17 protein-coding genes are annotated in these 21,928 nt (G+C 69.8%); 12 read left to right on the top strand and 5 right to left on the bottom strand.

The window, feature by feature from the left end:
• Positions 1 to 86 precede the first annotated feature (86 nt).
• From H610_RS0122505 to H610_RS24435, 4 genes are read right to left on the bottom strand one after another with little or no spacing between them, the layout of a single operon-like run.
• The gene (locus H610_RS0122505) at positions 87 to 353 is read right to left on the bottom strand and encodes a DksA/TraR family C4-type zinc finger protein (RefSeq protein WP_028241770.1); all 267 of its coding nucleotides are present in this window, start codon (positions 351 to 353) and stop codon (positions 87 to 89) included.
• A gap of 54 nt (positions 354 to 407) precedes the next feature.
• Positions 408 to 1,568, bottom strand: coding sequence for an MFS transporter (locus H610_RS0122500; protein ID WP_028241769.1), 1,161 nt, complete (start codon positions 1,566 to 1,568; stop codon positions 408 to 410).
• A 46-nt stretch (positions 1,569 to 1,614) separates the two neighbouring features.
• Entirely contained in the window at positions 1,615 to 2,478 is an 864-nt protein-coding gene (locus tag H610_RS0122495) for an isocitrate lyase/PEP mutase family protein (protein ID WP_028241768.1), read from the bottom strand.
• Between the two features lie 53 nt (positions 2,479 to 2,531).
• Positions 2,532 to 3,440, bottom strand: coding sequence for a DMT family transporter (locus H610_RS24435; protein WP_051231935.1), 909 nt, complete (start codon positions 3,438 to 3,440; stop codon positions 2,532 to 2,534).
• Between the two features lie 308 nt (positions 3,441 to 3,748).
• Here H610_RS24435 and H610_RS0122485 point away from each other — a divergent pair, with 308 nt between their 5' ends.
• From H610_RS0122485 to H610_RS0122455, 6 genes are all read left to right on the top strand, one after another.
• Entirely contained in the window at positions 3,749 to 4,465 is a 717-nt protein-coding gene (locus tag H610_RS0122485; protein ID WP_028241767.1) for a TorF family putative porin, read from the top strand.
• Between the two features lie 204 nt (positions 4,466 to 4,669).
• Entirely contained in the window at positions 4,670 to 5,155 is a 486-nt protein-coding gene (locus H610_RS0122475) for a GNAT family N-acetyltransferase (RefSeq protein WP_028241766.1), read from the top strand.
• Between the two features lie 162 nt (positions 5,156 to 5,317).
• A complete protein-coding gene (ureE, locus tag H610_RS0122470) occupies positions 5,318 to 5,818 on the top strand; it encodes an urease accessory protein UreE (protein ID WP_028241765.1) in 501 nt (166 codons plus the stop codon).
• Positions 5,819 to 5,844: 26 nt separating this feature from the next.
• The gene (locus tag H610_RS0122465) at positions 5,845 to 6,516 is read left to right on the top strand and encodes an urease accessory protein UreF (protein ID WP_043239425.1); all 672 of its coding nucleotides are present in this window, start codon (positions 5,845 to 5,847) and stop codon (positions 6,514 to 6,516) included.
• Positions 6,517 to 6,957: 441 nt separating this feature from the next.
• Positions 6,958 to 7,572 (top strand): urease accessory protein UreG, encoded by a 615-nt coding sequence (ureG, locus tag H610_RS0122460; RefSeq protein WP_028241763.1) that lies wholly within the window; start codon positions 6,958 to 6,960, stop codon positions 7,570 to 7,572.
• A gap of 29 nt (positions 7,573 to 7,601) precedes the next feature.
• Complete coding sequence (locus H610_RS0122455) at positions 7,602 to 8,174, top strand: HupE/UreJ family protein (RefSeq protein WP_028241762.1); 573 nt, start codon at positions 7,602 to 7,604, stop codon at positions 8,172 to 8,174.
• Positions 8,175 to 8,385: 211 nt separating this feature from the next.
• Here the strand turns inward: H610_RS0122455 and amn are convergent, their stop codons facing one another.
• On the bottom strand, positions 8,386 to 9,858 hold the full coding sequence (gene amn / locus H610_RS0122450; RefSeq protein ID WP_028241761.1) for an AMP nucleosidase: 1,473 nt from the start codon (positions 9,856 to 9,858) through the stop codon (positions 8,386 to 8,388).
• A gap of 381 nt (positions 9,859 to 10,239) precedes the next feature.
• Here amn and H610_RS24625 point away from each other — a divergent pair, with 381 nt between their 5' ends.
• From H610_RS24625 to H610_RS0122420, 6 genes are read left to right on the top strand one after another with little or no spacing between them, the layout of a single operon-like run.
• Positions 10,240 to 10,674, top strand: a complete 435-nt coding sequence (locus tag H610_RS24625; RefSeq protein WP_051231933.1) for a hypothetical protein — start codon at positions 10,240 to 10,242, stop codon at positions 10,672 to 10,674.
• Positions 10,665 to 11,459, top strand: coding sequence for a cellulose biosynthesis protein BcsQ (bcsQ, locus tag H610_RS0122440; protein ID WP_028241760.1), 795 nt, complete (start codon positions 10,665 to 10,667; stop codon positions 11,457 to 11,459). The genes H610_RS24625 and bcsQ overlap by 10 nt, the downstream gene beginning before the upstream one ends.
• A 7-nt stretch (positions 11,460 to 11,466) precedes the next feature.
• Entirely contained in the window at positions 11,467 to 15,855 is a 4,389-nt protein-coding gene (gene bcsA / locus H610_RS0122435) for a UDP-forming cellulose synthase catalytic subunit (RefSeq protein ID WP_028241759.1), read from the top strand.
• Positions 15,856 to 15,869: 14 nt separating this feature from the next.
• Complete coding sequence (locus tag H610_RS0122430) at positions 15,870 to 19,949, top strand: cellulose biosynthesis protein BcsC (protein WP_028241758.1); 4,080 nt, start codon at positions 15,870 to 15,872, stop codon at positions 19,947 to 19,949.
• On the top strand, positions 19,946 to 20,416 hold the full coding sequence (gene bcsD / locus H610_RS0122425; RefSeq protein ID WP_028241757.1) for a cellulose biosynthesis protein BcsD: 471 nt from the start codon (positions 19,946 to 19,948) through the stop codon (positions 20,414 to 20,416). Before H610_RS0122430 ends, bcsD begins: the two co-directional genes overlap by 4 nt.
• The gene (locus tag H610_RS0122420; RefSeq protein ID WP_043239408.1) at positions 20,406 to 21,413 is read left to right on the top strand and encodes a glycosyl hydrolase family 8; all 1,008 of its coding nucleotides are present in this window, start codon (positions 20,406 to 20,408) and stop codon (positions 21,411 to 21,413) included. Before bcsD ends, H610_RS0122420 begins: the two co-directional genes overlap by 11 nt.
• The last annotated feature ends 515 nt before the right edge of the window (positions 21,414 to 21,928 follow it).

The following is a 21,928-nucleotide window of genomic DNA, read 5'->3' as shown; positions in this document are numbered from 1 at the left end:
TCCGGGGCCGCGGCGCAGGTGCCTGATTGACGGAGACTTTGTGCGGCGCTGCGGTTGTAACGCGATGTGTGGCGGGCACCGGCGCACTAGCGCAGCTGGCTGTCCTTGCTGCCGCGGCGGTTGTAGCCGCTGAAGCGCGCTTCGGCCCGGTCCTGCTCCTGCTGGCAGCGCAGGCACAGGCGCACGCCCTTGACCGCGGCGCGCCGGGCGGCGGGGATCGCCTCGCCGCACTCCTCGCAGTGCATCAGGCCCTCGCCCTCGCGCAGCTGGCTGCGCGCCCGGCGGATGCCGTCTTCCACGGTGCTGTCGATCTGTTCCTGCACGGCGCCATCGCCTGCCCACCCGTTCGCCATACCGGCCTCCTGAGGTTGCCCCACGCTCGCATGACTGGCAGCGCGGGGCCGGGCTCAGCGCGCCTGGCGAAAGCGCAGCCCCGCATTGATCACCACCGCGGCGAAGGCCGCCGTGGCGAATCCGTAGAGTACGCCCAGACGGCCGTCCTGGAACAGCCAGGAACCGAGCACCGGCCCGGTGGCCATGCCCATGAAGCGGAAGAAGTTGTAGGCCCCCACCGCCATCGCCCGGTTCGACGGGTACAGGTCCATCAGCAGGCTGGTCTGTACCGGCAGCGACAGGCCGAGGAACAGCCCGAAGGCGGTCACCGCCAGCACCAGCCAGGTGAGCGAGTGCTCGGCCACCAGCAGGAACAGCAGCAGGCTGGCGGCGTTCAGCGTGGTGGTGACCAGCAGCAGGCGCCGCGCCGGCCAGTGCGCCAGCAGGCGGCCGCCGGTGTAGGTGGCGACCACCACGGCGATCGACAGCGGCAGGAACACCAGCCCCTTCTCGCTGGCGCTGAGCCCGTAGACCGTATCCAGCACGCGCGGCATGAACACCAGATAGTTGTAGAAGGCGTAGTACTGCACGAAGCTCAGCAGGATGATCGCCAGCCCCTGCGGGTTGCGCAGCACCTCCAGGTACTGGCCCGGGTGGAAGGGCCTCACCTGCACGTCCGCCGGGCGCGTCTCGCGCAGCCAGCAGGCGTTGGCCGCCAGCGCCGCGCAGCCGGCCACCACCAGCACCAGGAATACGTAGTGGTAGTCCAGCTGTTCGCCGACGAAGCCGCCGACCACCGGGCCGAGCACCGGCCCCAGCGCCACCATCATCTGGAAAGTGCCCATCGCCCGGCCGCGGGCGACGCCCTCGAAGCGGTCGCCGATCACCGTCACCGCCACCACCGCGGTCGCCGCGATACCCACCGCCTGCAGGCCGCGGAACACCAGCAGCGCCTCGATGCTGGTGGACAGGAAGCAGCCCAGCGAGGCCGCCACGAAGGTCGCCAGTCCCGCCAGCTGCACCGGCCGCCGCCCGGTGCGGTCGACCAGCGGACCGTAGACGATCTGCATGAAGGCCAGCACGAAGGTGAAGATCGAGATGCTCAGGTTGATCAGCAGCGGCGTGGTCGCCAGCGCGGTGCCGAGCTCGGGCAGGATGGGGGCGTAGACGGTCTGGGTAAAGGGCCCGAGGAAGGCCGCGACGCCCACCATCAGGGTCAGCAGGCGCGGGCTCACGGGCGCACCGCCCGGTCCCGGCGGTGCGTCGGCAGAGGTGTCACGCTCACTCCTTGACCTGCATGTACTCTTCGGCCCAGACCATGTATTCGGCGGCGGTCGAGTACTTCACCGACAGCTCCGAGGCGTTGAGGTCGTAGGCGTCGATCTGGCGCTGCTCGCGCAGGCAGTCGTAGGTCGCCTTGATCGCCGCGAAGTAGGCGGCGTGGCCGTTGACCACCACGCGCACGCCGAGGCTCGCCAGGCGCGCGCGGTCGCGCAGCTTGGGGTTGTCGTAGGTGACCAGCATCAGCGGGACCGACAGGTGCGCGCTGACCCGCTCCAGGTGCTCGAAGTCCTCGATGCCGACCAGGCAGATGCCGTCGGCCCCGGCCTTCTCGTAGGCGCGCGTGCGGGCGATCAGCTGGTCGGCGTCGAGCACCCCGGCATGGGTACGGGCGATGATCGCCATCTCGTTGTCGACCCGCGCCTCCAGCGCCGCGCGGATCTTGCCCACCGCCTCGGGAATCTCGATCAGATCGGTGGACTTGTGGCCGAACTTGGCCGGCAGCAGCGTGTCCTCGATGGTCAGCGCGGAGATGCCGGCGCGCTCGAGCTCGGTCACCGTGCGCATCACGTTCAGTGCGTTGCCGTAGCCGTGGTCGGCGTCGGCGATCACCGGCAGGCGCGACACCCGGCCGATCCGCGCGGCCTGCTCGACGAACTCGCTGAGGGTGATCAGGGCGAAGTCGGGCGCGGCCAGCACCTGCAGCGAGGCGACCGAGCCCCCGAGGATGCCGACCTCGAAGCCGAGATCGGCGGCGATGCGCGCCGACATCGGATCGAACACCGAGGCGGTGAAATAGCAGCTGTCGGAGGCCAGAAGGCGGCGGAAATCCTTGCGCAGGGTGTGGTGGGAAATTCTCTGCATATTCATGTGGAAGGTCTCGGCACGCAGGGTTAATAACGAAATCGATCGGTGGACTATAACGGGCCCGGCGCCTGTCCGGATGCCGACGAGGCCCCAACCGGGCGCGCTCGCGTACGCCGCTGCGCCTCGGCCATGCACAGCCCGCTGACCACGATCACCGCCATGCCGAGCAGCGCCCCGGCGTCCGGCGCGTGATCGAAGAACGTCAGGCTGACCAGCCCGGCGAAGACGATCTGGCCGTAGGTGAAGGGCGCCAGGGTCGCGGCGCTGGCGAAGCGGAAGGCATTGGTCAGCAGCAGGTGGCCGCCGGTGGCGAGCACGCCGAGGCAGGCGATCAGCAGGCCGTCGTGCAGGCTCGGCCAGGTCCAGTGGAGCGGCACCAGCGCACTCATGGTCAGGCTGCCGACCAGGCTGGTGAGGAAGTTGCTCGCCACCGCATGGTCGGTCGCGCCGAGGCGCCGCGTGAGGATCTGGTAGAGCGTGAAGCACAGCGCCGCCCCCAGCGGAAACAGGATCGCCGGCGTGAACAGCGCACTGCCCGGCCGCACGATGATCAGCACGCCGAGCAGTCCCATCGCCACGGCGACCCACTGGCCGCGCCCCACCACCTCGCCGAGCCAGGCCGACGCCAGGGTGACCAGCACCGGTGTCAGGAAGATCACCGCGGTGGCCTCGGCCAGCGGGAGGTAGCGCAGCCCGGTGACGAACAGCAGGCTGATGCTCACCAGGCTCAGGCCGCGCAGCAGCTGCGCACCGGGGCGCCGGGTACGCACCAGGCGGGTGCCCATGCGCGGGCCGAAGGCGAACAGCAGCAGCAGGGTCTGCACCAGGTAGCGGGCCCACACCACCATCACCAGCGGGTAGAGCTGGGTGAGGTGCTTGGCCAGGCCGTCATGGCCGGCCAGCAGGACGCTGGCGAGCAGGATGAGGGAAACGCCGAGCAGGGGTCGGTGCTGAATCAAGACAGGTTCCGGAAGCAGGGATTGTTAGCTGCCTAAGTGTACGCCTGCACGCGGCGAGTTTCCTCCCCCGCGGCTCGGCGGTCGGCACCCGGCCAGCCATGCTAGCGGAATGCCATCCACCGTTTGTCAATAAACAGGCGTCATTTCCGTATCCGGGCGACGAACGGGCGTGGCGTCGCGATCCCGCTCGTTATTCTCCCCACTTTCGAAGGGGAGCGTCCCGGTCACCCTCCATAGCACTCGCGGGGCCGGATGAAGGAGCAAACCTGCGCACGAGGACAGGCGCAGCAGAACGGGGGAGGAACATCATGAAAGCGATTGCACTGCTCGCCCTGCTGGGGCTGTTCGGCAGCGCTGTGGCCGAGGCGCGAACCCTGGAGCGCGAACTCGGCGACTTCTCGCTCAAGCTCGGCACCGCGCCGGCGCGCAGCATGGCCCAGGGGCTGATCAACCCCTCGCCGTACGGGAGCCTCCACGGCGGCTTCGACCTCACCCACGAGAGCGGCTGGTACGTCGGCCACTGGTCGCCGAGCATGGGCGTGCGCGACAACACCCTGCTGGAGCTGGACTCCTACGTCGGCTTCTTCCGACCGCTGGACGAGCGCCTCGGCTACGAACTGGGGGTGATTCGCTACAGCGTCCCCGAAACGAACTTCGAGCGGCACCAGTACTACGCCGGCATGACCCTGCTCGGCAGCCGCCTCGGCGCGGCGGTGAACCAGGCCCCGGCGCGCACCGACAGCACCCTGCTGCTCGACCTCGGCCTCGACGTGCCCTGGCGCATGGACATGACCCTGAAGTACTCCACCCACAACCTGAATTTCCCGGTGATGCTTTCCGGCGGCCGGCGGGTGAGCAGCTTCGACGACTGGTCGCTGAACTTCTCGCGGCCCTGGCTGGGCTCGCGGTTCGACCTGTCCTACACCGGCAGCAGCCTGGGCGGTTCCGGTTGCGCGGCCTATTCCGGGCCGAACCGCTATTGCCAGGACTACTGGTCGGTGAGGTGGGAACGCCCGCTGTTCTAGTGCCCCGTGCGGCTGGCCGGTTGACTCGAATCCGAGACCAGGCGCTACGGGGTCATGGCGCCGAAATCGAGCATTCGCACCAACCCCTGCACCCCGTCGGCCCGCTTCAACGAAACGCCCCGCTTCGGGTATGATCCGCGGCCCTTGCCGGCCGGCCCAGCCGCCCGGCGTCGTTCGAGCCGTTCCATGTTTACCCTCAGAAAGATGCAAGCGCGGGACATCCCGCACGTCCTCTCGATCCAGCAGGAAGCCTACTCCTCCGAACTCCTCGAGACCGAACCGGTCATCCGCGCCCGCCTGGCAGAGGCCGGCGAGCACGCCCTGGTGGCCGAGGATGCCCAGGGCGTATGCGGCTACCTGTTCGCCTACCGCTCGCGCGTCGGCAAGGTCACCCCGCTCGATGGCGAATTCCAGCCGCATCCGCAGGCCGACTGCCTCTACCTGCACGACCTGGCGGTCGCCCGCCGTGCCGCCGGCCGCGGCGTGGGCCCGGCATTGGTGCAACACAACCTGGGTCAGGCGCGCACCCGCAAGATGCGTTTCTCCGCGCTGGTGTCGGTGCAGGATTCCCACGGCTTCTGGTCGCGCCTGGGCTACCGGCGGCACGAGACGCTGGAGCAGCCACAGGCCAGGAACCTGGCGTCGTACCGCATTCCCGCGGTGTACATGGTTTGCCCGCTGCACGACTGACGCATATATATGGTGCATTTCTATGCTTAATGCACCATCTTAGGGCAAACAAAAGCCCCATTTGAAGGCGCGATCATGGTGCAGGCCGCGTAGCCCCGCGCCTGCGCCTTCTTGGCAAGCCCCTTGCTCTGCTTCCGGCATCGATTCAGCCGGAACTGCCCCATGCTGGTGATCCGCCAAAGGATTCCCGCGCGCCCCGAATGGGACGCCGAACTCCACCTGACCTACGACGCCCGCAGCAAGAGCCGCCTGCGCTGCTTTACCGCCAGCGGCGAGGACGTCGGCCTGTTCCTCGAGCGCGGCCAGTCGCCGCTGCACGACGGAGAATGCCTGCTGGCCGACGACGGCCGCGTGGTGCGCGTCTGCGCCCGCCCGGAGCAACTGCTGCACGTCACCTGCGCCAGCGCCTTCGAACTGACCCGCGCCGCCTACCACCTCGGCAACCGCCATGTCGCCCTGCAGATCGGCGACGGATGGCTGCGCCTGCTCGACGACTACGTGCTCAAGGACATGCTCGTGCAACTCGGCGCACAGGTGGAGGCGGTCGAAGCGCCCTTCCAGCCCGAGCACGGCGCCTACGGCGGCGGCCATCACCACTCGCACGCCGGCGAGGCCGAATTCAGCTACGCGCCGAAATTGCATCAGTTCGGAGTGCGCAAGTGACGACCGTCCTGGCCGACGGCGCCCGCATACCCCCCTGGGCCTTGCTGCGCCTGGCCAGCCCGCAGTTGCCGATCGGCGGTTACAGCTACTCGCAGGGCCTCGAGATGGCGGTCGAGCAGGGCCTGGTGGCCAGCCCGGATCAGGCCCGGCGCTGGCTGCAGGACCAGTTGCTGCTGAACCTCGCCCGCTTCGAGGCGCCGCTGCTGCTCGCCCACTGCCAGGCCGCCGCCGGCGGCGACTGGCCGGCCCTGGCCGAACTCGCCGAACAGCACCGGGCCAGCCGCGAAACCCGCGAGCTGCACCTGGAAAGCCGGCAGATGGGCTACTCCCTCGGACAGTTGCTCGACGGCCTGCCGGAACTCGACGACGACACCCGCGCCTGGCTGGCGGGCATCGACCAGCCGGGCCTGGCCCTGACCTGGGCCCTGGCCGCCCGCGCCTGGCAGATCGCTCCCGAGGACGCGCTGGCCGCCTGGCTCTGGGGCTGGCTGGAAAACCAGTTGGCGGTGCTGATGAAGACCCTGCCGCTCGGCCAGCAGGCCGCCCAGCGGCTGACCTCCGAGCTGCTGCCGGCGCTGGACCAGGCCCAGCGCCTGGCCGCCTCGCTCGAACCCGAGGACTGGGGCAGCGCGCCCTTCGGGCTGGTGCTGGCGAGCATGGCGCATGAGCGGCAATACAGTCGGTTGTTCAGGTCATGAGCGTTCGTTCGCGAACCGCCGCGGCCGCAGGTGGACGTAGGTGTTGGAGCGAGGGGGACGCCGAGTTCTTGCTCGCGAACGGGGACAGCGCGGCGAGCAAGTACGCAGCGCCGCGCCGGCTCCATTCGCGCTCAGGACCGCTCCCACAGATAGCCCCGCGCCAACCGTTCGCCTGCAAGCGCTCAGTGCCCCCTCGCGCCTACAGTCGAGGTAGACCCTGCCATGGTCAGAGACAGCGCCACGCCCCAGCCCTTCTCCCACCGGGAGAAGGTGGCCCGCAGGGCCGGATGAGGGCGACGGTGAACAAGGCCCTCACCCCAGCCCTCTCCCGGAGAGAGAGGGGGACGTCTGCAGCGCACCCGATGCAGCGCCAACCCGATTCCATGAAACCCCGCATGAACCCGAAGGCGCCCCACCCCGCCTTCCCGAGGAGGACTCCCCATGAATAGCCAGCCCCTGCGCGTCGGTATCGGCGGCCCGGTCGGCTCCGGCAAGACCGCCCTGACCCTGGCCCTGTGCCGCGCCCTGCGCGAGCGCTATAACCTCGCCGTGGTCACCAATGACATCTACACCCAGGAGGACGCCCAGTTCCTCGTGCGCAACGAGGCGCTGGCGCCCGAGCGCATCATCGGCGTCGAGACCGGCGGCTGTCCGCACACGGCAATCCGCGAGGACGCCTCGATCAACCTCGAGGCGGTTGAGCAGCTCAACCGGCGCTTCCCCGGCCTGGACCTGATCCTCGTCGAATCCGGCGGCGACAACCTGTCGGCCACCTTCAGCCCGGAGCTGTCCGACCTGACCATCTACGTGATCGACGTCTCCGCTGGCGACAAGCTGCCGCGCAAGGGCGGCCCGGGCATCTGCAAGTCCGACCTGCTGGTGATCAACAAGGTCGACCTGGCGCCCATGGTCGGCGCCTCGCTGGAAGTCATGGACCGCGACGCGCGCAAGATGCGCGGCGACCGCCCCTTCGTCTTCAGCAACCAGAAGGTCGGCCAGGGTCTGGACGAGATCATCGCCTTCATCGAACGCCACGGCATGCTCGACGCCGCCTGACGCCCACCATCGCCCCAAGGAGCCCCCACATGAACCTGCGCAATTCCCTGCTCGGCGCCGCCCTGCTGCTCAGCCCCGCCCTCGCCTTCGCCCACCCGGGCCATGAACATTCCGGGCTGGAGGCCGGCCTGGCGCACCCGCTGTTCGGCCTCGATCACCTCCTGGCGATGCTCGCCGTCGGCCTCTGGGCCGCGCAGCAGCAGGGCCGCGCGCGCTGGGCCGTGCCACTGAGCTTCGTGCTGAGCATGCTCGCCGGCGGCCTGCTCGGCTTCGCCGGTCTGGAATTGCCGCTGATGGAAACCGGCATCGCCGGCTCGGTCCTCGCACTCGGCCTGCTGGTCGCGCTGGCGGTGCGCCCGAACGTGGCGGTGGCGGTCGGTCTCACCGCGCTGTTCGCCCTCGCCCACGGCGTCGCCCACGGCCTGGAGCTGCCAGAACTGTCCAACGCATGGGCCTACGCCCTGGGCTTCGTCGTCGCCACCGCCGGCCTGCACGCTTTCGGCTACCTGGTCGCCCGCCACCTGCCGGCCGCCGCCGCGCCGCTGGTACGGGTGGCCGGCGCCGCCTCGGCCCTGACCGGCGCCTGGCTGCTGGCCGGCTAAGCGCTCGCCCCGAGGTCGGGCCTCCCACAAAAGCGGTGTGATCCGCCAAATTCTGTGGGAGGCCGCACCCGTTCCCGACGGGCTTGCAGCATTCACCACATCCCTGTGGATTGCGCGCCCTCGCGGCGAAAGCGGGCCGAGAGCCAGAGGCTTTCTCGCCTCGGAGTCTTTCTTGCAGCTTGTGGCTTGCAGCTGACTTGCCGTGGCCGCCCTATCGGAACGGCGGCTCGTCGAAGCTGCGCAGCTTGCGCGAGTGCAGCGAATTCAGCTGCCCGCGCAGCAGGTCGAGCGCGGTGATGCCGATCTGCAGGTGCTGATTGACCGCGCGCTGGTAGAAGGCGCTGGCCGAACCGGGCAGCTTGATCTCGCTGTGCAGCGGCTTGTCCGACACGCACAGCAGCGTGCCGTAGGGCACCCGCAGCCGGTACCCCTGGGCGGCGATGGTGCCGCTTTCCATGTCCACCGCCACCGCCCGCGAGAGGTTGATCAGCGGCCGCTCCTGCGCCCAGCGCAGCTCCCAGTTGCGATCGTCATAGGTCAGCACGGTGCCGGTGCGCAGGCGCCGCTTGAGCGCATCGCCCTGCTCGCCGGTGACCTGCGCCGCCGCTTCCTGCAGCGCCTGCTGCACCTCGGCCAGCGCCGGCAGCGGGATGTGCGGCGGCAGCGCGCGGTCGAGGATGCCGTCGCGGCGCATGTAGGCGTGCGCCAGCACGTAGTCGCCGATGGTCTGCGACTGCCGCAGCCCGCCGCAATGGCCGATCATCAGCCAGCAGTGCGGGCGCAGCACGGCCAGGTGGTCGGTGATGTTCTTGGCGTTCGACGGCCCGACGCCGATGTTGACCAGGGTGACGCCGTGCCCATCCTCGGCGATCAGGTGGTAGGCCGGCATCTGGTAGCGGTGCCAGAGTACGCCGTTGACGATGCTCTGGGCGGTGGCCTCGTCCATGCCGCGCTCGATGCTGACGTTGCCGGGCAGGACCAGGCGCACGAAGCGGTTGTCGCCGTGCAGCTGCTCGAGGCCGTGCTGGATGAACTGGTCGACGTAGCGGTGGTAGTTGGTCAGCAGGATCCACGGCTGCACGTGCCGCCAGTCGCTGCCGGTGTAGTGCACCAGCCGGCGCAGCGAGAAATCCACCCGAGCCGCGTCGAACAGCGCCAGCGGGAAGGGATCGGCGTGCTCCCAGTCGTACAGGCTGTCGGCGATGTTGTCGGTGGCCGCCGACAGGTCGGTGCTGGGGAACACCCGCGCCAGCTCCGCCGCGGTCACCCCGGTGCCGGCGAGTTCGTCGCCCTGCTCCACCACATAGGGATAGGGAATGTTCTGCTCGCTGGGACCGACCTCCACCTGCACGGTGAAATCGTTCATCAGCGGGCGCAGCTGGTCGAGCAGGTAGGTGCGGAAGGCCGCCGGCTGGGTCACCGTAACGCTGTAGACACCGGGCGTCTGTACCTTGGCGTAGGCACGGGTGGTGGTCGGCACCTCGCCGTGGCAGTGGTAGTTCAGCCGCAGCTGCGGATAGCGGAAGAGCGCGCGCTGTTCGGGGGTCGGCTCGACGCGGTCCTTGACGTAGCGCATGAGCGCCTGGCTGAGCGCGGTGGTGGCCTGCTGGTGCAGCGCGGCAAGCCGATCCACCGCCTCCTCGGCGGTCTCGGCAACCACGAAGACTTGCGAATCGATTTTCACGGGATAGGTCTTCCGTCTGGCAGTGATGAGGCTATCTTGCCTGCGCGACCGGCGCCCGGGTAGCGCCGCCGATGCCACAGGCGTGGGCCAGGTCATGGAGTCCAGGGCCCCGGACCGGGCGCTCTGGTCGCGCCCCGGGAATTCCCTGCTTCCCGTACGACAAACGGCAATAGCAATGATGGCATAGTGATGTTATTTTGACCCAATAAAAAAATATGCGCCAAAAGCGACAAAATTCCGACGGTCAAAAGCCGACATTCAGCGCCAGCCTGCCTCCCAATCCAGCAAACCACCGACCGGTGCTCGCCTGATCACCGAGCGGACGCGGCTTGCCCGCGACAATCCGAAGGGTTTTCTTCGATGACAGCAAAGGACGATGTCGTGCGCCTGATGAAGCACTCGGGCGGCACGGCCAGCACATACAAGGAATTTCCCGGTGCCGAGCCAGCGTCGCAGGCACCGCGCTGGGCACTGCTGCAGGCAGTCGAGCGGGCCGGCCAGAGCGCGCCTTGCCAGCCATCCGCGGCTGTCGAGCAGGCACCGGCGGAGCCGCAAGACCCGCCTGCCGGCCTGCTCGCACAGCTGGCGGCCAGCCAGCCGGCCGTCCGGCCCCACCCCTTCGCCCAGCCCGCGCCGGCAGAGGCCGCGATCCAGCCGCCAGCCGAGCCGCTCGCCGTGGCCGCCGTCCCGGAGCGGAGCGCCAACCCGTTCGGCGCGCTCTTCCGCACGGCGCCCGTGCTCGAGGAACCCCCCAGGGAAAGCGCCCGCCACGGCTCCCTCAAATCGCTACTCAAGGGCATCGGTACATGTCGCTGATCTGTCTTTCCTCGCCCAAGGGTGGAGTGGGCAAAACCACCCTGACGGCCAACCTCGCCTTCGCCTTCCAGCGCCTCGGGCTGCCGGTCACGGTGATCGATTTCGACGTACAGAACGCGCTGCGCCTGCATTTTGGCCTGCCGCTGGGCGACGCCCGCGGCTATGTCGCGCTCGCCGAGCAGCACCGCGACTGGAAGCGGCTGGTCGTGCCCACCGCGAGCGGCATCCGCCTGCTGCCCTATGGCGTAGCCGACGACGCGCAGCGGCTGGCGTTCGAGGCACGCCTCGGCGAAGACCCGCTGTTTCTCACCGAAGCCCTGCAGACGCTGCTGGCGATTCCGCACATGGTGGTGCTGGCCGACACGCCGCCCGGCCCCTCGCCCGCGCTCAACGCGCTCAACCGCATCGCCGACCTGCGCGTCGCCGTGCTGCTCGCCGATGCGGCCTCGGCCGCCCTGGTGCCGCAGATCGAACAGGGCCTGTTCTTCTCCGCGCAGCAGGCGCGCAGCCACCTGCCGGTCGGCTACGTCCTCAACCAGGTCGACCGCCGCCGGCGGCTGAATCTGGATACCACCGAGTTTCTCCAGGCGCGCCTGGGCGACTCGCTGCTCGGCCTGGTGCACCGTGACGAAGCGCTGGCCGAGGCGCTCGCGTCGCAACTGCCGATCTTCGCCTTCGACCCCACCAGTGCCGCGGCCTACGACATCGATCGCATCGCCCAGCGCCTGGCCCAGCAGATCGAAAGCCTGAAACGTCCCCCCTACGGTCAGCGCCAGCTGAGGTAACCTCAAAATGCCCCCTCGTCCCGCCCTTCATGGATTGAAAAGGCTGACGGCGTGTCTGCTCCTGGCGACCGCACTGCCCGCGTTGCTGCTGTTCGTCATCGTGCCCCTGAGCATTCCCATGCAACTGCTGCTGGGCGGCGCGATGATCCTGCTGATGCTGCTGCTCAACCACCACGGCTCCTACGCCGTCACCCTGGTGATGGTGGTGATGTCGGTGGCGGTCTCGACCCGCTACCTGTACTGGCGGACCACCGAGACGCTGGTGTTCGGCAACGGCCTGGAAGCCTTCCTCGGCATCGGCCTGTACCTGGCCGAGGTGTACGCCTGGCTGATTCTGGTACTCGGTTATTTCCAGAGCATCCTGCCGCTGAAGCGGCCGATCGAGCCGCTCCCGGAGGACACCGCGAGCTGGCCGACCGTGGACGTCTATATCCCGACCTACAACGAGAGCCTGAGCGTGGTGCAGGACACCGTCCTCGCCGCGCTGAACCTCGACTACCCGGCCGACAAGCTGCGCGTCTACCTGCTCGACGACGGCCGGCGCCCGGAATTCGGCGCCTTCGCCGCCGCTGCCGGGGCCGGCTACATCACCCGCACGGACAACAACCACGCCAAGGCCGGCAATCTGAACAACGCGCTCAAGCGTACCGACGGCGATCTGATCTGCATCTTCGACTGCGACCATGTCACCACCCGCGCCTTCCTCCAGGCCACGGTCGGGCTGTTCCTCAAGGATTCCAGGCTGGCACTGGTGCAGACCCCGCACCACTTCTATTCGCCCGATCCGTTCGAGCGCAACCTGGCCACCGGCCAGGACGTCCCCAACGAAGGCGAACTGTTCTACGGCCCGGTCCAGCAAGGCAACGACTACTGGAACGCGGCTTTCTTCTGCGGCTCCTGCGCCGTGATCCGGCGGGCCGCGCTGGAGGAAACCGACGGCTTCGCCGTGGAGACGGTGACCGAGGACGCGCACACCGCGCTCAAGCTGCAGCGCAGCGGCTGGAACACCGCCTTCATCGCCGTGCCGCTGGCGGCGGGCCTGGCCACCGAGCGGCTGTCGCTGCACATCGGCCAGCGCATGCGCTGGGCGCGCGGCATGACGCAGATCTTCCGGCGCGACAACCCGCTGCTCGGGCGCGGGCTGAAGCTGCCGCAGCGGCTGTGCTACCTCAACGCGATGCTGCACTTCCAATTCGCCCTGCCGCGCATCATCTTCCTCACCGCGCCGATCGCCTACCTGATGCTCGGGCAGAACATCATCGCTTCGTCCGCCGCAGCGATCTTCGCCTACGCGCTGCCGCACCTGGTGCATTCGATCACCACCAACGCGCGCATCCAGGGCCGCCACCGCCACTCCTTCTGGGGCGAGATCTACGAGACGGTGCTGGCCTTCCACATCCTCAAGCCGACCCTGATCACCCTGCTTGACCCCAAGCGCGGCAAGTTCAACGTGACCGACAAGGGCGGACTGCTGGACAAGGGCTTCTTCGATTTCGCCATGGTTCGACCGCACGTGTTCACCATCGGCCTGCTGCTCGTCGCCATCGCCATCGGCCTGGTGCGTCACTTCTGGGTCGACTGGGCGCCGTCGGACCCCAACGTGCTGGCGCTGAACATCGCCTGGGCGGGCTTCAGCCTGATCACCCTGTTCGCCGCCGTCGCGGTGGCGATGGAAACCCGCCAGATGCGCGCCGCGACGCGGCTGGAAGTGAAGCTGCCGGTGGTGCTGCATTTCGACAGCGGCCGCACCCTGCAGGGCGTGACCCGGGACATTTCCATGGGCGGCCTGCGCCTGGTCCATTCCGGGAGTCTCCAGCAGCTTCCCGGTCATCTCGAAGAGATCGAGCTGTTCCACGACAACCGTTCGGTGATCCTCCCGGCGGACGTGCTGGGCCTGTCCGACGGGCAGATCCGGCTGCGCTTCAGCGCGCTCGAGGTGCCGCAGCGGCGCGAGCTGGTGGGGCTGGTCATGGGCCGCGCCGACGCCTGGCTCGACGACAGCCCGGTACAGACCGACCGTCCGCTTCGCTCGTTCTGGAACGTGCTGCGGAACGCCTTCTCCCTGCTGCGCCGCCGGCGCCGCCCCGCGGCGCTTGATGAGCGCGCGCGCCAGGCACGACCCGCTCCCGCCGGGCAGCCCGCACCGCAGGGCGGCAGGGCGGTGCCCGGCATGCTGCTCAAGCTCCTGCTGCTCACCGCGGCCTGCCTGGCCCTGGCGTCGCTGGTCCAGGCCGAGGAACTGGCGCTGCCGCGTCCCGCCGGGCAGGCCCCGGGCATGGCGCCGGCCAACCCCACCGCGGTGGAGCTGCTGCGCTTCGAACAGATGGGCGCCAGGTCGCTGTTGCTGCGCGGCCCGGGTGCCGAGGCCGGGCTGGCCTTTTCCATCAGCCGGCAGCAGATCGTCACCGAGGCGCGGCTGGACTTGCACCTGACGCACGACCAGGCGCTGCCCAGCGGGGCCCGGCTCGAGGTCTCGCTCAACGGCGAGACGCTCGACGTGCTCGAGCTGGCCTTCGGCGAAGCGGTCGACCAGGTCGCGCGCCTGGCGGTCAACCCGCTCCTGCTGCTGCCCTACAACCGCCTGAACCTGCGCCTGCTCAGCGACGCCCGGCGCTGCGAGAGCCCGGACCAGTCGCCGCTGCGGGTCACCCTGGCCGGCGACTCGGCGTTCGCCTTCGGCACCCGGCGCCTGCCGCTGCCCAACGAGCTGGCGAACCTGCCGGCGCCCTTCTTCGACGAGGCGCAGATGGGCACCATCCGCCTGCCGGTGGTGCTGCCGACCCTGCCGGACGAAGGCACGCTGCGCAGCGCGGCGCTGGTCGCCTCGCATTTCGGCGCGCTGGCCCGCTACCGCGAGGTCAGCTTCCCGGCGCTGTTCGGCGAGCTGCCGATGGGCAATGCGCTGGTGATCACCGACGACGCGCACGCCCTGCCCGGCATCACCCTGCCCCCGATCGACGGGCCGACCCTGGCCATCGTCGACAACCCGCGCGATCCACTGGCCAAGCTGCTGCTGGTGCTCGGCCGCACCCCGGCCGAACTGCATACCGCGGCGCTGAACCTCGCCTTCCCGCGCACCGGCCTGAGCGGCGCCCTGGCTGCCGTGGGCCCGCTCGCGCCGGCGCCGCGGCAGCCCTACGACGCGCCGCGCTGGATCGCCAGCGACCGGCCGGTACGCTTCGGCGATCTGACCGACTCGCCGCTGGCCAGCGAAAGCCTCACCCCGCCGAGCATGAGCCTGGGCTTTCGTGCCGCCCCGGACATGTTCCTGTGGAACGGCGACAACATTCCCATGCAGCTGCGCTATCGCTTTCCCGACGGCGACTGGTTCGATCCGGCCCGCTCGCACCTGGATATCGCCCTCAACGGCCGCTACCTGACCTCGTTACCGGTTCTCGAGCCGGGGGTGCTGGAAAAGATCAGGAACCGCTTCGGCTTCCAGACGCGCCAGGAAGAGGCGCAGATCGAGATTCCGTCCTACCTGATCTACGGCGACAACCAGCTGGACTTCTACTTCAACCTGGCCGCCGAGGTCGGCCCCGACTGCGAGGACGCCGTGCTACCGCAACGGGCGCTGAGCATGATCGACGGCGACTCGCTGCTCGACCTGACCCGCACTCAGCATTTCGCCCAGTTGCCCAACCTGTCGTTCTTCGTCGGCGCCGGCTTCCCCTTCACGCGCCTGGCCGACCTCTCGGAAACCACGGTGTTGCTGCCGCGCACGCCGGCCGCCGCCGAGGTGCAGGCGATGCTCGAACTGCTCGGCCGCTTCGGTGCCGCCACCGGCTACCCGGCGCACGCCGTCGAGGTGCTGCTCGGCACGCCTGCCCGCGAGCGGCTTAGCGGGCGCGACCTGCTGGTGGTCGGCCGGCTGGACCAGCGCCTCGATCTCGCCGGCCTGCTCGACGGCTCCGGCTTCCGCCTGGAAGGCGAGCGCCTGCGGGTGGTCGAGCGCAGTGCGCTGGAGCGCAGCCGGACGCTCCTGCTCGGCGATTGGAGCCGCCAGGGCAACCAGGCCGATCGCCAGCTCACCGGCGATCGCCAGTTCCAGGGGCTGCTCAGCCGCCGTTCGCCCTACGATCCCTCGCGGGTGGTGGTGATGGCGCTGGCCAGCGACGAGGCCTGGCTGCCGCGACTGGTGCAGAGCCTGCAGGCACCGGAGGTCAACGCAGAGATCCGCGGCGACCTGGCCTATTTCGAAAGCCCCGGGCAGGTGCACAGCTTCCGCGTCGACGGCCTGTTCGGCTACGGCGACCTGCCCTGGCACATCTATGTTCGCTGGCTGTTCAGCGAACGCCCGCTGCTGCTGATGTCGTTGTTGGTGATTTCGACACTGCTGGTGGCCGCCGGGCTCTACCCGCTTCTGCATGCACATGCCGCGCGCCGGCTCGGCTAGAAGGAACTGACGCAATGGCATTCAGAGCCCTGACGAAACTCTCCCTGGCAATCTGCTGCGCGGCGCTCGCCGGTACCACCTTGCACGCCCAGGCGGCGGACGCTCCCGCCAACGGCATCGAGGTCCTGCTGCAGCAGGCCGACTTCTGGCAGTCGCGCAACCGCCCGCAACTGGTTCAGGAAACCCTGCAGCGCGCGCTGGCGGTACAGCCCGACGCCGAGGAGGTGCTGTACCGGCTGGCGCTGTTCGCCGTGCCCGAGGACGAGCAGGCCGCCCGCGACTGGCTGCAGCGCCTGCGCCGGAGCCACCCGGACAGCCCGCGCATCGCGGCGGTCGAGCAGGCCCTGCTGAGCCAGGGCGTGGATCGCGCGCGCCTGGCGGAAATCCGCCTGATGGCCAGCCGTGGCGACACCGCTCGCGCGGCCGAAGCCTACCGCTCGCTGCTGGGCAGCGCCCCGCCGCCGGACCTGGCCCTCGAGTACTACCAGACCCTCGCCGGCCAGGACGCGAGCTGGGAAGAGGCGCGCCGCGGCCTCGAACAGCTGCACCAGCAACGGCCCGACGACCTGCAGGTACGCCTGGCGCTCGCGCGCGCCCTGAGCTACCGCCCGGCCACCCGGCGGCAGGCCATCGCCCACCTCGAGACGCTTGCCCCGCGGTTGCCCGAGGCCGACCAGGCCTGGCGCCAGGCGCTCATCTGGCTCGATCCGACCAAGGAGGATGCCGCGCTCTACGAGCGCTACGCCCAAGCCCATCCGGCCGACGACCAGGTGCCGGCGCGGCTTGAGGCGGCGCTGGCGAAGAAGAAGGAAAAGCCCGGCACCGGCGCGCGCCTGGAAGCCTTCGCGGCGCTCGAGCGCGGCCGCACCGCGGCGGCCATCGCCAGCTTCCGCCAGGCCTTGCAGCAGAACCCCAAGGACGCCGAAGCCTGGGGTGGCCTCGGCGTCGCCCAGCTGCGCGCGCAGAACCACGCGCAGGCCGCGCAAAGCCTGCGCAAGGCCATCGAACTGGCCCCGGGGCAGAAGGCCAAATGGTCGCGCGCGCTGGCCAGCGCCGAGTTCTACGGGCAGCTCGAGCGCGCCCGTGCGCTGCGTGACGCGGAGCAGCTGGAAGCCGCCGAAGCCGCCGCACGCCCGCTCGCCGAGGGCGACGGCGTGCAGGCCCGGGCCGCCCGCCTGCTGCTCGGCGACATCCTCCTGCGCCAGCAGCGCGCGGCCGATGCCGAACAGCTTTACCGACAGATGCTCGACGCCGGCCAGGCCGATGCCGCGGTCGTCGCCGGCCTCTACGGCAGCCTGCTGCGCCAGGGCAAGCACACCCAGGCACAGGCGCTGCGGCAACGGCATCCGGACCTGCCCGGCGACGCCCTGACCGATCTGCAACGGCTCGAGGCGCTGGCCCTGCGCGACCGCGCCGAGGAACTGGCCGACCGCGGCGACACCGACGGCGCCGTCCGTAGCTTCGGCGAGGCCCTGGCATTGGCGCCGCAGGACCCTTGGGTGCGCCTGGCCTATGCGCGCTTTCTCGACCGCCACGACGATCCGCAGCAGGCCCGGCTGCTGGTCAAGCCACTCGACCAGGGCCCGGTCGACGCCGAGACCCTGCACGCCGCCGCCCTGCTGGCGGTCGACCAGCAGCGCTGGGACGAGGCCGCGGCCTACCTGCGGCGCATCCCCGCGGCGCAGGCCGGCTCGGCCGAGATCCGTTCGCTCGGAGCGCGCATCGACAACCAGGCGCGCATCGCCCGTGCCCGCCAGGCGGTGGCCGCGGGCAATCCGGTGCTCGCCCGCCAGGCCCTGCGGGCGCTCTACGACGAGGCGCCGGAGGACTTCGCCGCCCGCGGGCAGATCGCCCAGACGCTGGCCGAGCTCGGCGAACCGGCCCTGGCGCTGGCCATGGTCCGCGAGGACCTGCGCCGCAACGAGCCACACCCCGCCGCCGACCATCTGGCGCATGTCGCCGTGCTGACCCGCACCGGGCAGATCGCCGAGGCCGACGCGCTGATGCGCCAGCTGGAGCGCCGCGACGACATGACCGCGGCGGACCGGCAGGCGCTGCAATCGCTGCGCAGCGGCTTTGCCGTCGCCCAGGCGGACAACCAGCGCCTCGCCGGTGATCTCGCCGGCGCCTACGACACGCTGATGGCCGGACTGCAGGCGGCGCCCGGGGACGAAAGCCTGCTGCTGGCCATGGGCCGGGTGTACGACTCCGGGAAGATGCACAAGGAAGCCGGCGCGGTATACGACGCGGTGCTCGAACGCGCGCCGAACAACCCCGATGCGCTGACCGGCGCGGTGCGCACGGCGCTCGCCAATGACGATCCGAAACGCGCCTCGCAGCTGATCTCGCGCGCCGGCACCTCGCTGGACGAAGCCACCGCGCTGGTGCTCTCCGCGCGGGTCGCCGAAGCCCAGGGCGACAACCGCCGGGCCATCGCGCTGCTGGAGATGGCCCGGCGCAAGCAGCTGGGCGCCGGGAGTGCGCCCCCGGCGCAGGCGATCGAAGCGCCGCCGCTGCTGGCCCGCGCCAACCCCTTCCGCTCGCCGGCGCGCGAGCCGCTCACCGGTGCGCCGCTGCTGCTGGCCGGTGCCGCGTCGCTGCAGGCATTGCCGGGCGATGGCGGCGGTTCGTTCTTCGGTGCGCCTGCGCGGCCGGCCATGGCCGATCCGCTGGCCGGCGAAATCGAACGCACGCTCGACAGCCTGCGCGAAAAGACCGCCACGCGCCTGCAGGGCGGCACGGCCGTGCGGGTGCGCGACGGCGAGGCCGGGCTGTCGCGGCTGACCGAGATCGAGGCACCGATGCAGCTGTCGATGGTGCCGCTGGACAACGCACGGCTGTCCTTCACCGCCACGCCCGTGCACCTCGACGCCGGCACCGCCAGCGACGACGCCGCGCGCCGCTTCGGCAGCCATGCGCTGGCCAGCGGCGCGACCAACTCGCTGTTCTCCTACTTCGCCGGCCAGGTCCGGGTGGACTCCGAGTCGCGCCTGCGCATCGCCGAGCAGCAGACCCAGCAGAACCTCGGCCGGCCGCTGACGCCGAGCGAACGGGCGAACCTGGTGCAGGCGTCACGCACGGCCGTGGCGCAGAGCATACGCGACCAGGCGATCGCCGAAGGCGCCAGCAGCGAGGCGGCCGACCGGCTCTACGACAGCCTGCTCAACTCCTCGGCACAGCGCCTGCTCGCCCCCTACAAGCCGGGCTCGCAGTCGGATTCGGGCGTCGCCTTCAATGTCGGCTTCGAATCCGATTCCGTCCAGGCCGACATCGGCACCACTCCGCTGGGTTTCGAGCGGGCCAACGCAGTGGGCGGCTTCGCCTGGACGCCGAAGGTCGGCGCCAATGGTACCCTCAAGCTCGGCGTCGAGCGGCGTGCGGTGACCGACAGCCTGCTGTCCTACGCCGGCGCCAAGGACCCGCTCAGCGGCAAGACCTGGGGCGGCGTGACCAGGACCGGGGTGAACGTCCAGTACGCCTACGACAACGGCGAAACCGGCTTCTACGTCGGCAACGACGCCTACCTCTATCGCGGCAAGAACGTCGCCGACAACCACTCGCTCGGCCTGCACGCCGGCGCCTACGTGCGCCCCATCCAGGACGAGACCCGGCAATTGCAGGCAGGCGTGCACTTCGAGTGGATGGGCTTCGACAAGAACCTGAGCGGCCACACCCTGGGCCACGGCGGCTACTTCAGCCCGGAGAACTACGTGGGCCTGTCGTTCCCGGTGGAGTACTCGCTCAAGGCCGACCGCTGGAACATGAAGCTGCGCGGCGCGCTCGGCTATCAGTCCTTCACCCAGGACAAGGCGCCCTACTTCCCCGAGGACGACGATCTGCAGAGCGCCCTCGAGGGCCTCGAGGCGGCCAGCGCCACCCTGTTCCAGGGCACCGGGCTCAGTGGCCCGACCATCGACACCCACTACCGCTCCAGCAGCGACAGCGGGGTCGCCTTCAACGGCGGCGCGAGCCTCGAATACAGCCTCGGCAAGCGCACCCGGCTCGGCGGCACGATCGGCTACGACAGCTTCGGCGACTACTCGGAAACGTCCGGCGCGATCTACCTCAGACACTCCATGGAGAACCTGCCTTGATTTCCGAAACCGACATCCAGAACCGCAACCTCGCCTACTACGGCGAGCTTCACGACGGCCGACAGTGGCGGCCCCTGGTGATGACCCTGGTCGCCGAGATGTATGGCTCCGCCGGCGCGGTGGATGCCTGCAACTTCCTGCGCCACGTCGGTACCCGCATCGCCGCCGCCCACCCGCTGGCCGAGCAGCCGACCCTGGACGAGCTCGAGGCGCGGCTCAACGAGGTCCTGCTGGCGCTGGACTGGGGCTGGGTGCGGCTGAGCGTCGACAGCCAGTCGATCCGCATCGTGCACGGCGCCTATCCGGGCGTGCACGAGCGCGCCGAACACTGGGCACAGGCCATCGCCGCGGTGCTCGAAGGCATGTATCAGCAGTGGCTGCAGGCGCAGAACGAAGAGGTGCGGCTGCAGGTCGAGTGCATCGCCACCAGTCCGAGCGGCGCGCTGGTGTTCCACTGTGGCGGCTAGAGGGCGCCGGATCGCGCTACTGGGCCTGCTGCTCTCGCTGTCCTTGCTGCAGGCCTGCGCCACGCTCGATCCGCAGTGGAGCGCCTACAAGGCCCGCTTCCTCGACGGCGGCCGGATCGTCGACACCGGCAACCGCGGCGTCAGTCATTCCGAGGGCCAGGGCTGGGGCATGCTCTTCGCCGAGGCGCATGGCGACCGCCAGGCCTTCGACCGCCTGTGGGACTGGACGCGCAGCCACCTGCAGCGGGACGACCTGGCGCTGTTCGCCTGGCGCTTCGATCCCGCGGCGACCGACCCGGTGGCTGATCGCAACAACGCCAGCGACGGCGACGTACTCATCGCCTGGGCCCTGCTGCGTGCGGCACAGCGCTGGCAGGAGCCGTCCTACGCCGATGCCTCCGCGGCCATCCGCCAGGCCATCGCCGAGCAGTTGCTGCGCACGCACGCGGGCTACCGGGTGCTGTTGCCCGGCCTGGTCGGCTTCGAGCGCGACGAGCAACTGGTGGTCAACCTTTCGTACCTGGTGGTGCCGGCATTCCAGGCGTTCGCCCTGCAGGAGCCGGATGGCGACTGGCAACGGCTGGTCGAGGACGGCGAGCGGTTGCTGGCGGGCGCCAGGTTCGGTGCCCATGCGCTGCCGCCGGACTGGCTGGCGGTCGACCGCGACGGCACGCTCGCGCCGGCGGAGGGCTGGCCGCCGCGCTTCGGCTTCGACGCCGTGCGCGTTCCGCTGTACCACTACTGGGGTGGCATGCCGGCCAGCGACTCGAAGCTGGCGCCGTTCACGGCGTTCTGGCGCTGCTGCGAGACGCCGCATGCCTGGGTCGATCTGCGCAGCGGCGAGCTGTCGCCCTACCCGGCATCGACAGGCGTGAGAGCCATCGGCGCACTGCTGGAGGGTGCTGCCGCGCCGGTCGAGAACGGCAACGAGGACTATTATTCGGCGTCACTGGCGCTGCTGGCAGCACTGGCCCGCGACGACCGCCAGCCGCGCTAGCCGGGCAGCGCCGCGCCTGGAAGCCACGATGTCCTCGGCGAGCAGACGGAGTGGGGAGCGCTCGCCGTATTCAGACGCCTCGCTGAACGTGTTGCCCATCTTGGCGTGCACGTGGCCGTCCGGCTCATCCCTGCGGACGCGGGGGAGTACCTTCTGTATCCCGTAGGGCCAATATTGCGGTTCATTCCCGCAGGCGCGGGGAACACCAGTCTCCGTTAGCGATCATTCCCTGGGCAGCCGGTTCATCCCCGCGGGCGCGGGGAACACGTTTGCGGATGGGACGCAGATTTGCTTTACCCCGGTTCACCCCGCGGGCGCGGGGAACACTTCGCCGCGGCGTACGTGTCGTTCAATGCGGCCGGTTCATCCCCGCGGGTGCGGGGAACACAGCTCGGCCTTGCCCTCGTTGGACTGGATCTGCGGTTCATCCCCGCGGGCGCGGGGAACACGACGGGTTCCTCGGTGCCGAGCTGAACGGTTACCGGTTCATCCCCGCGGGCGCGGGGAACACCGCT

This window comes from Stutzerimonas azotifigens DSM 17556 (assembly GCF_000425625.1).
Classification (GTDB): Bacteria; Pseudomonadota; Gammaproteobacteria; order Pseudomonadales; family Pseudomonadaceae; genus Stutzerimonas; species Stutzerimonas azotifigens.
Note: the sequence above shows the minus strand (reverse complement) of the source record. Positions and strands in the feature narration are given on the sequence as shown.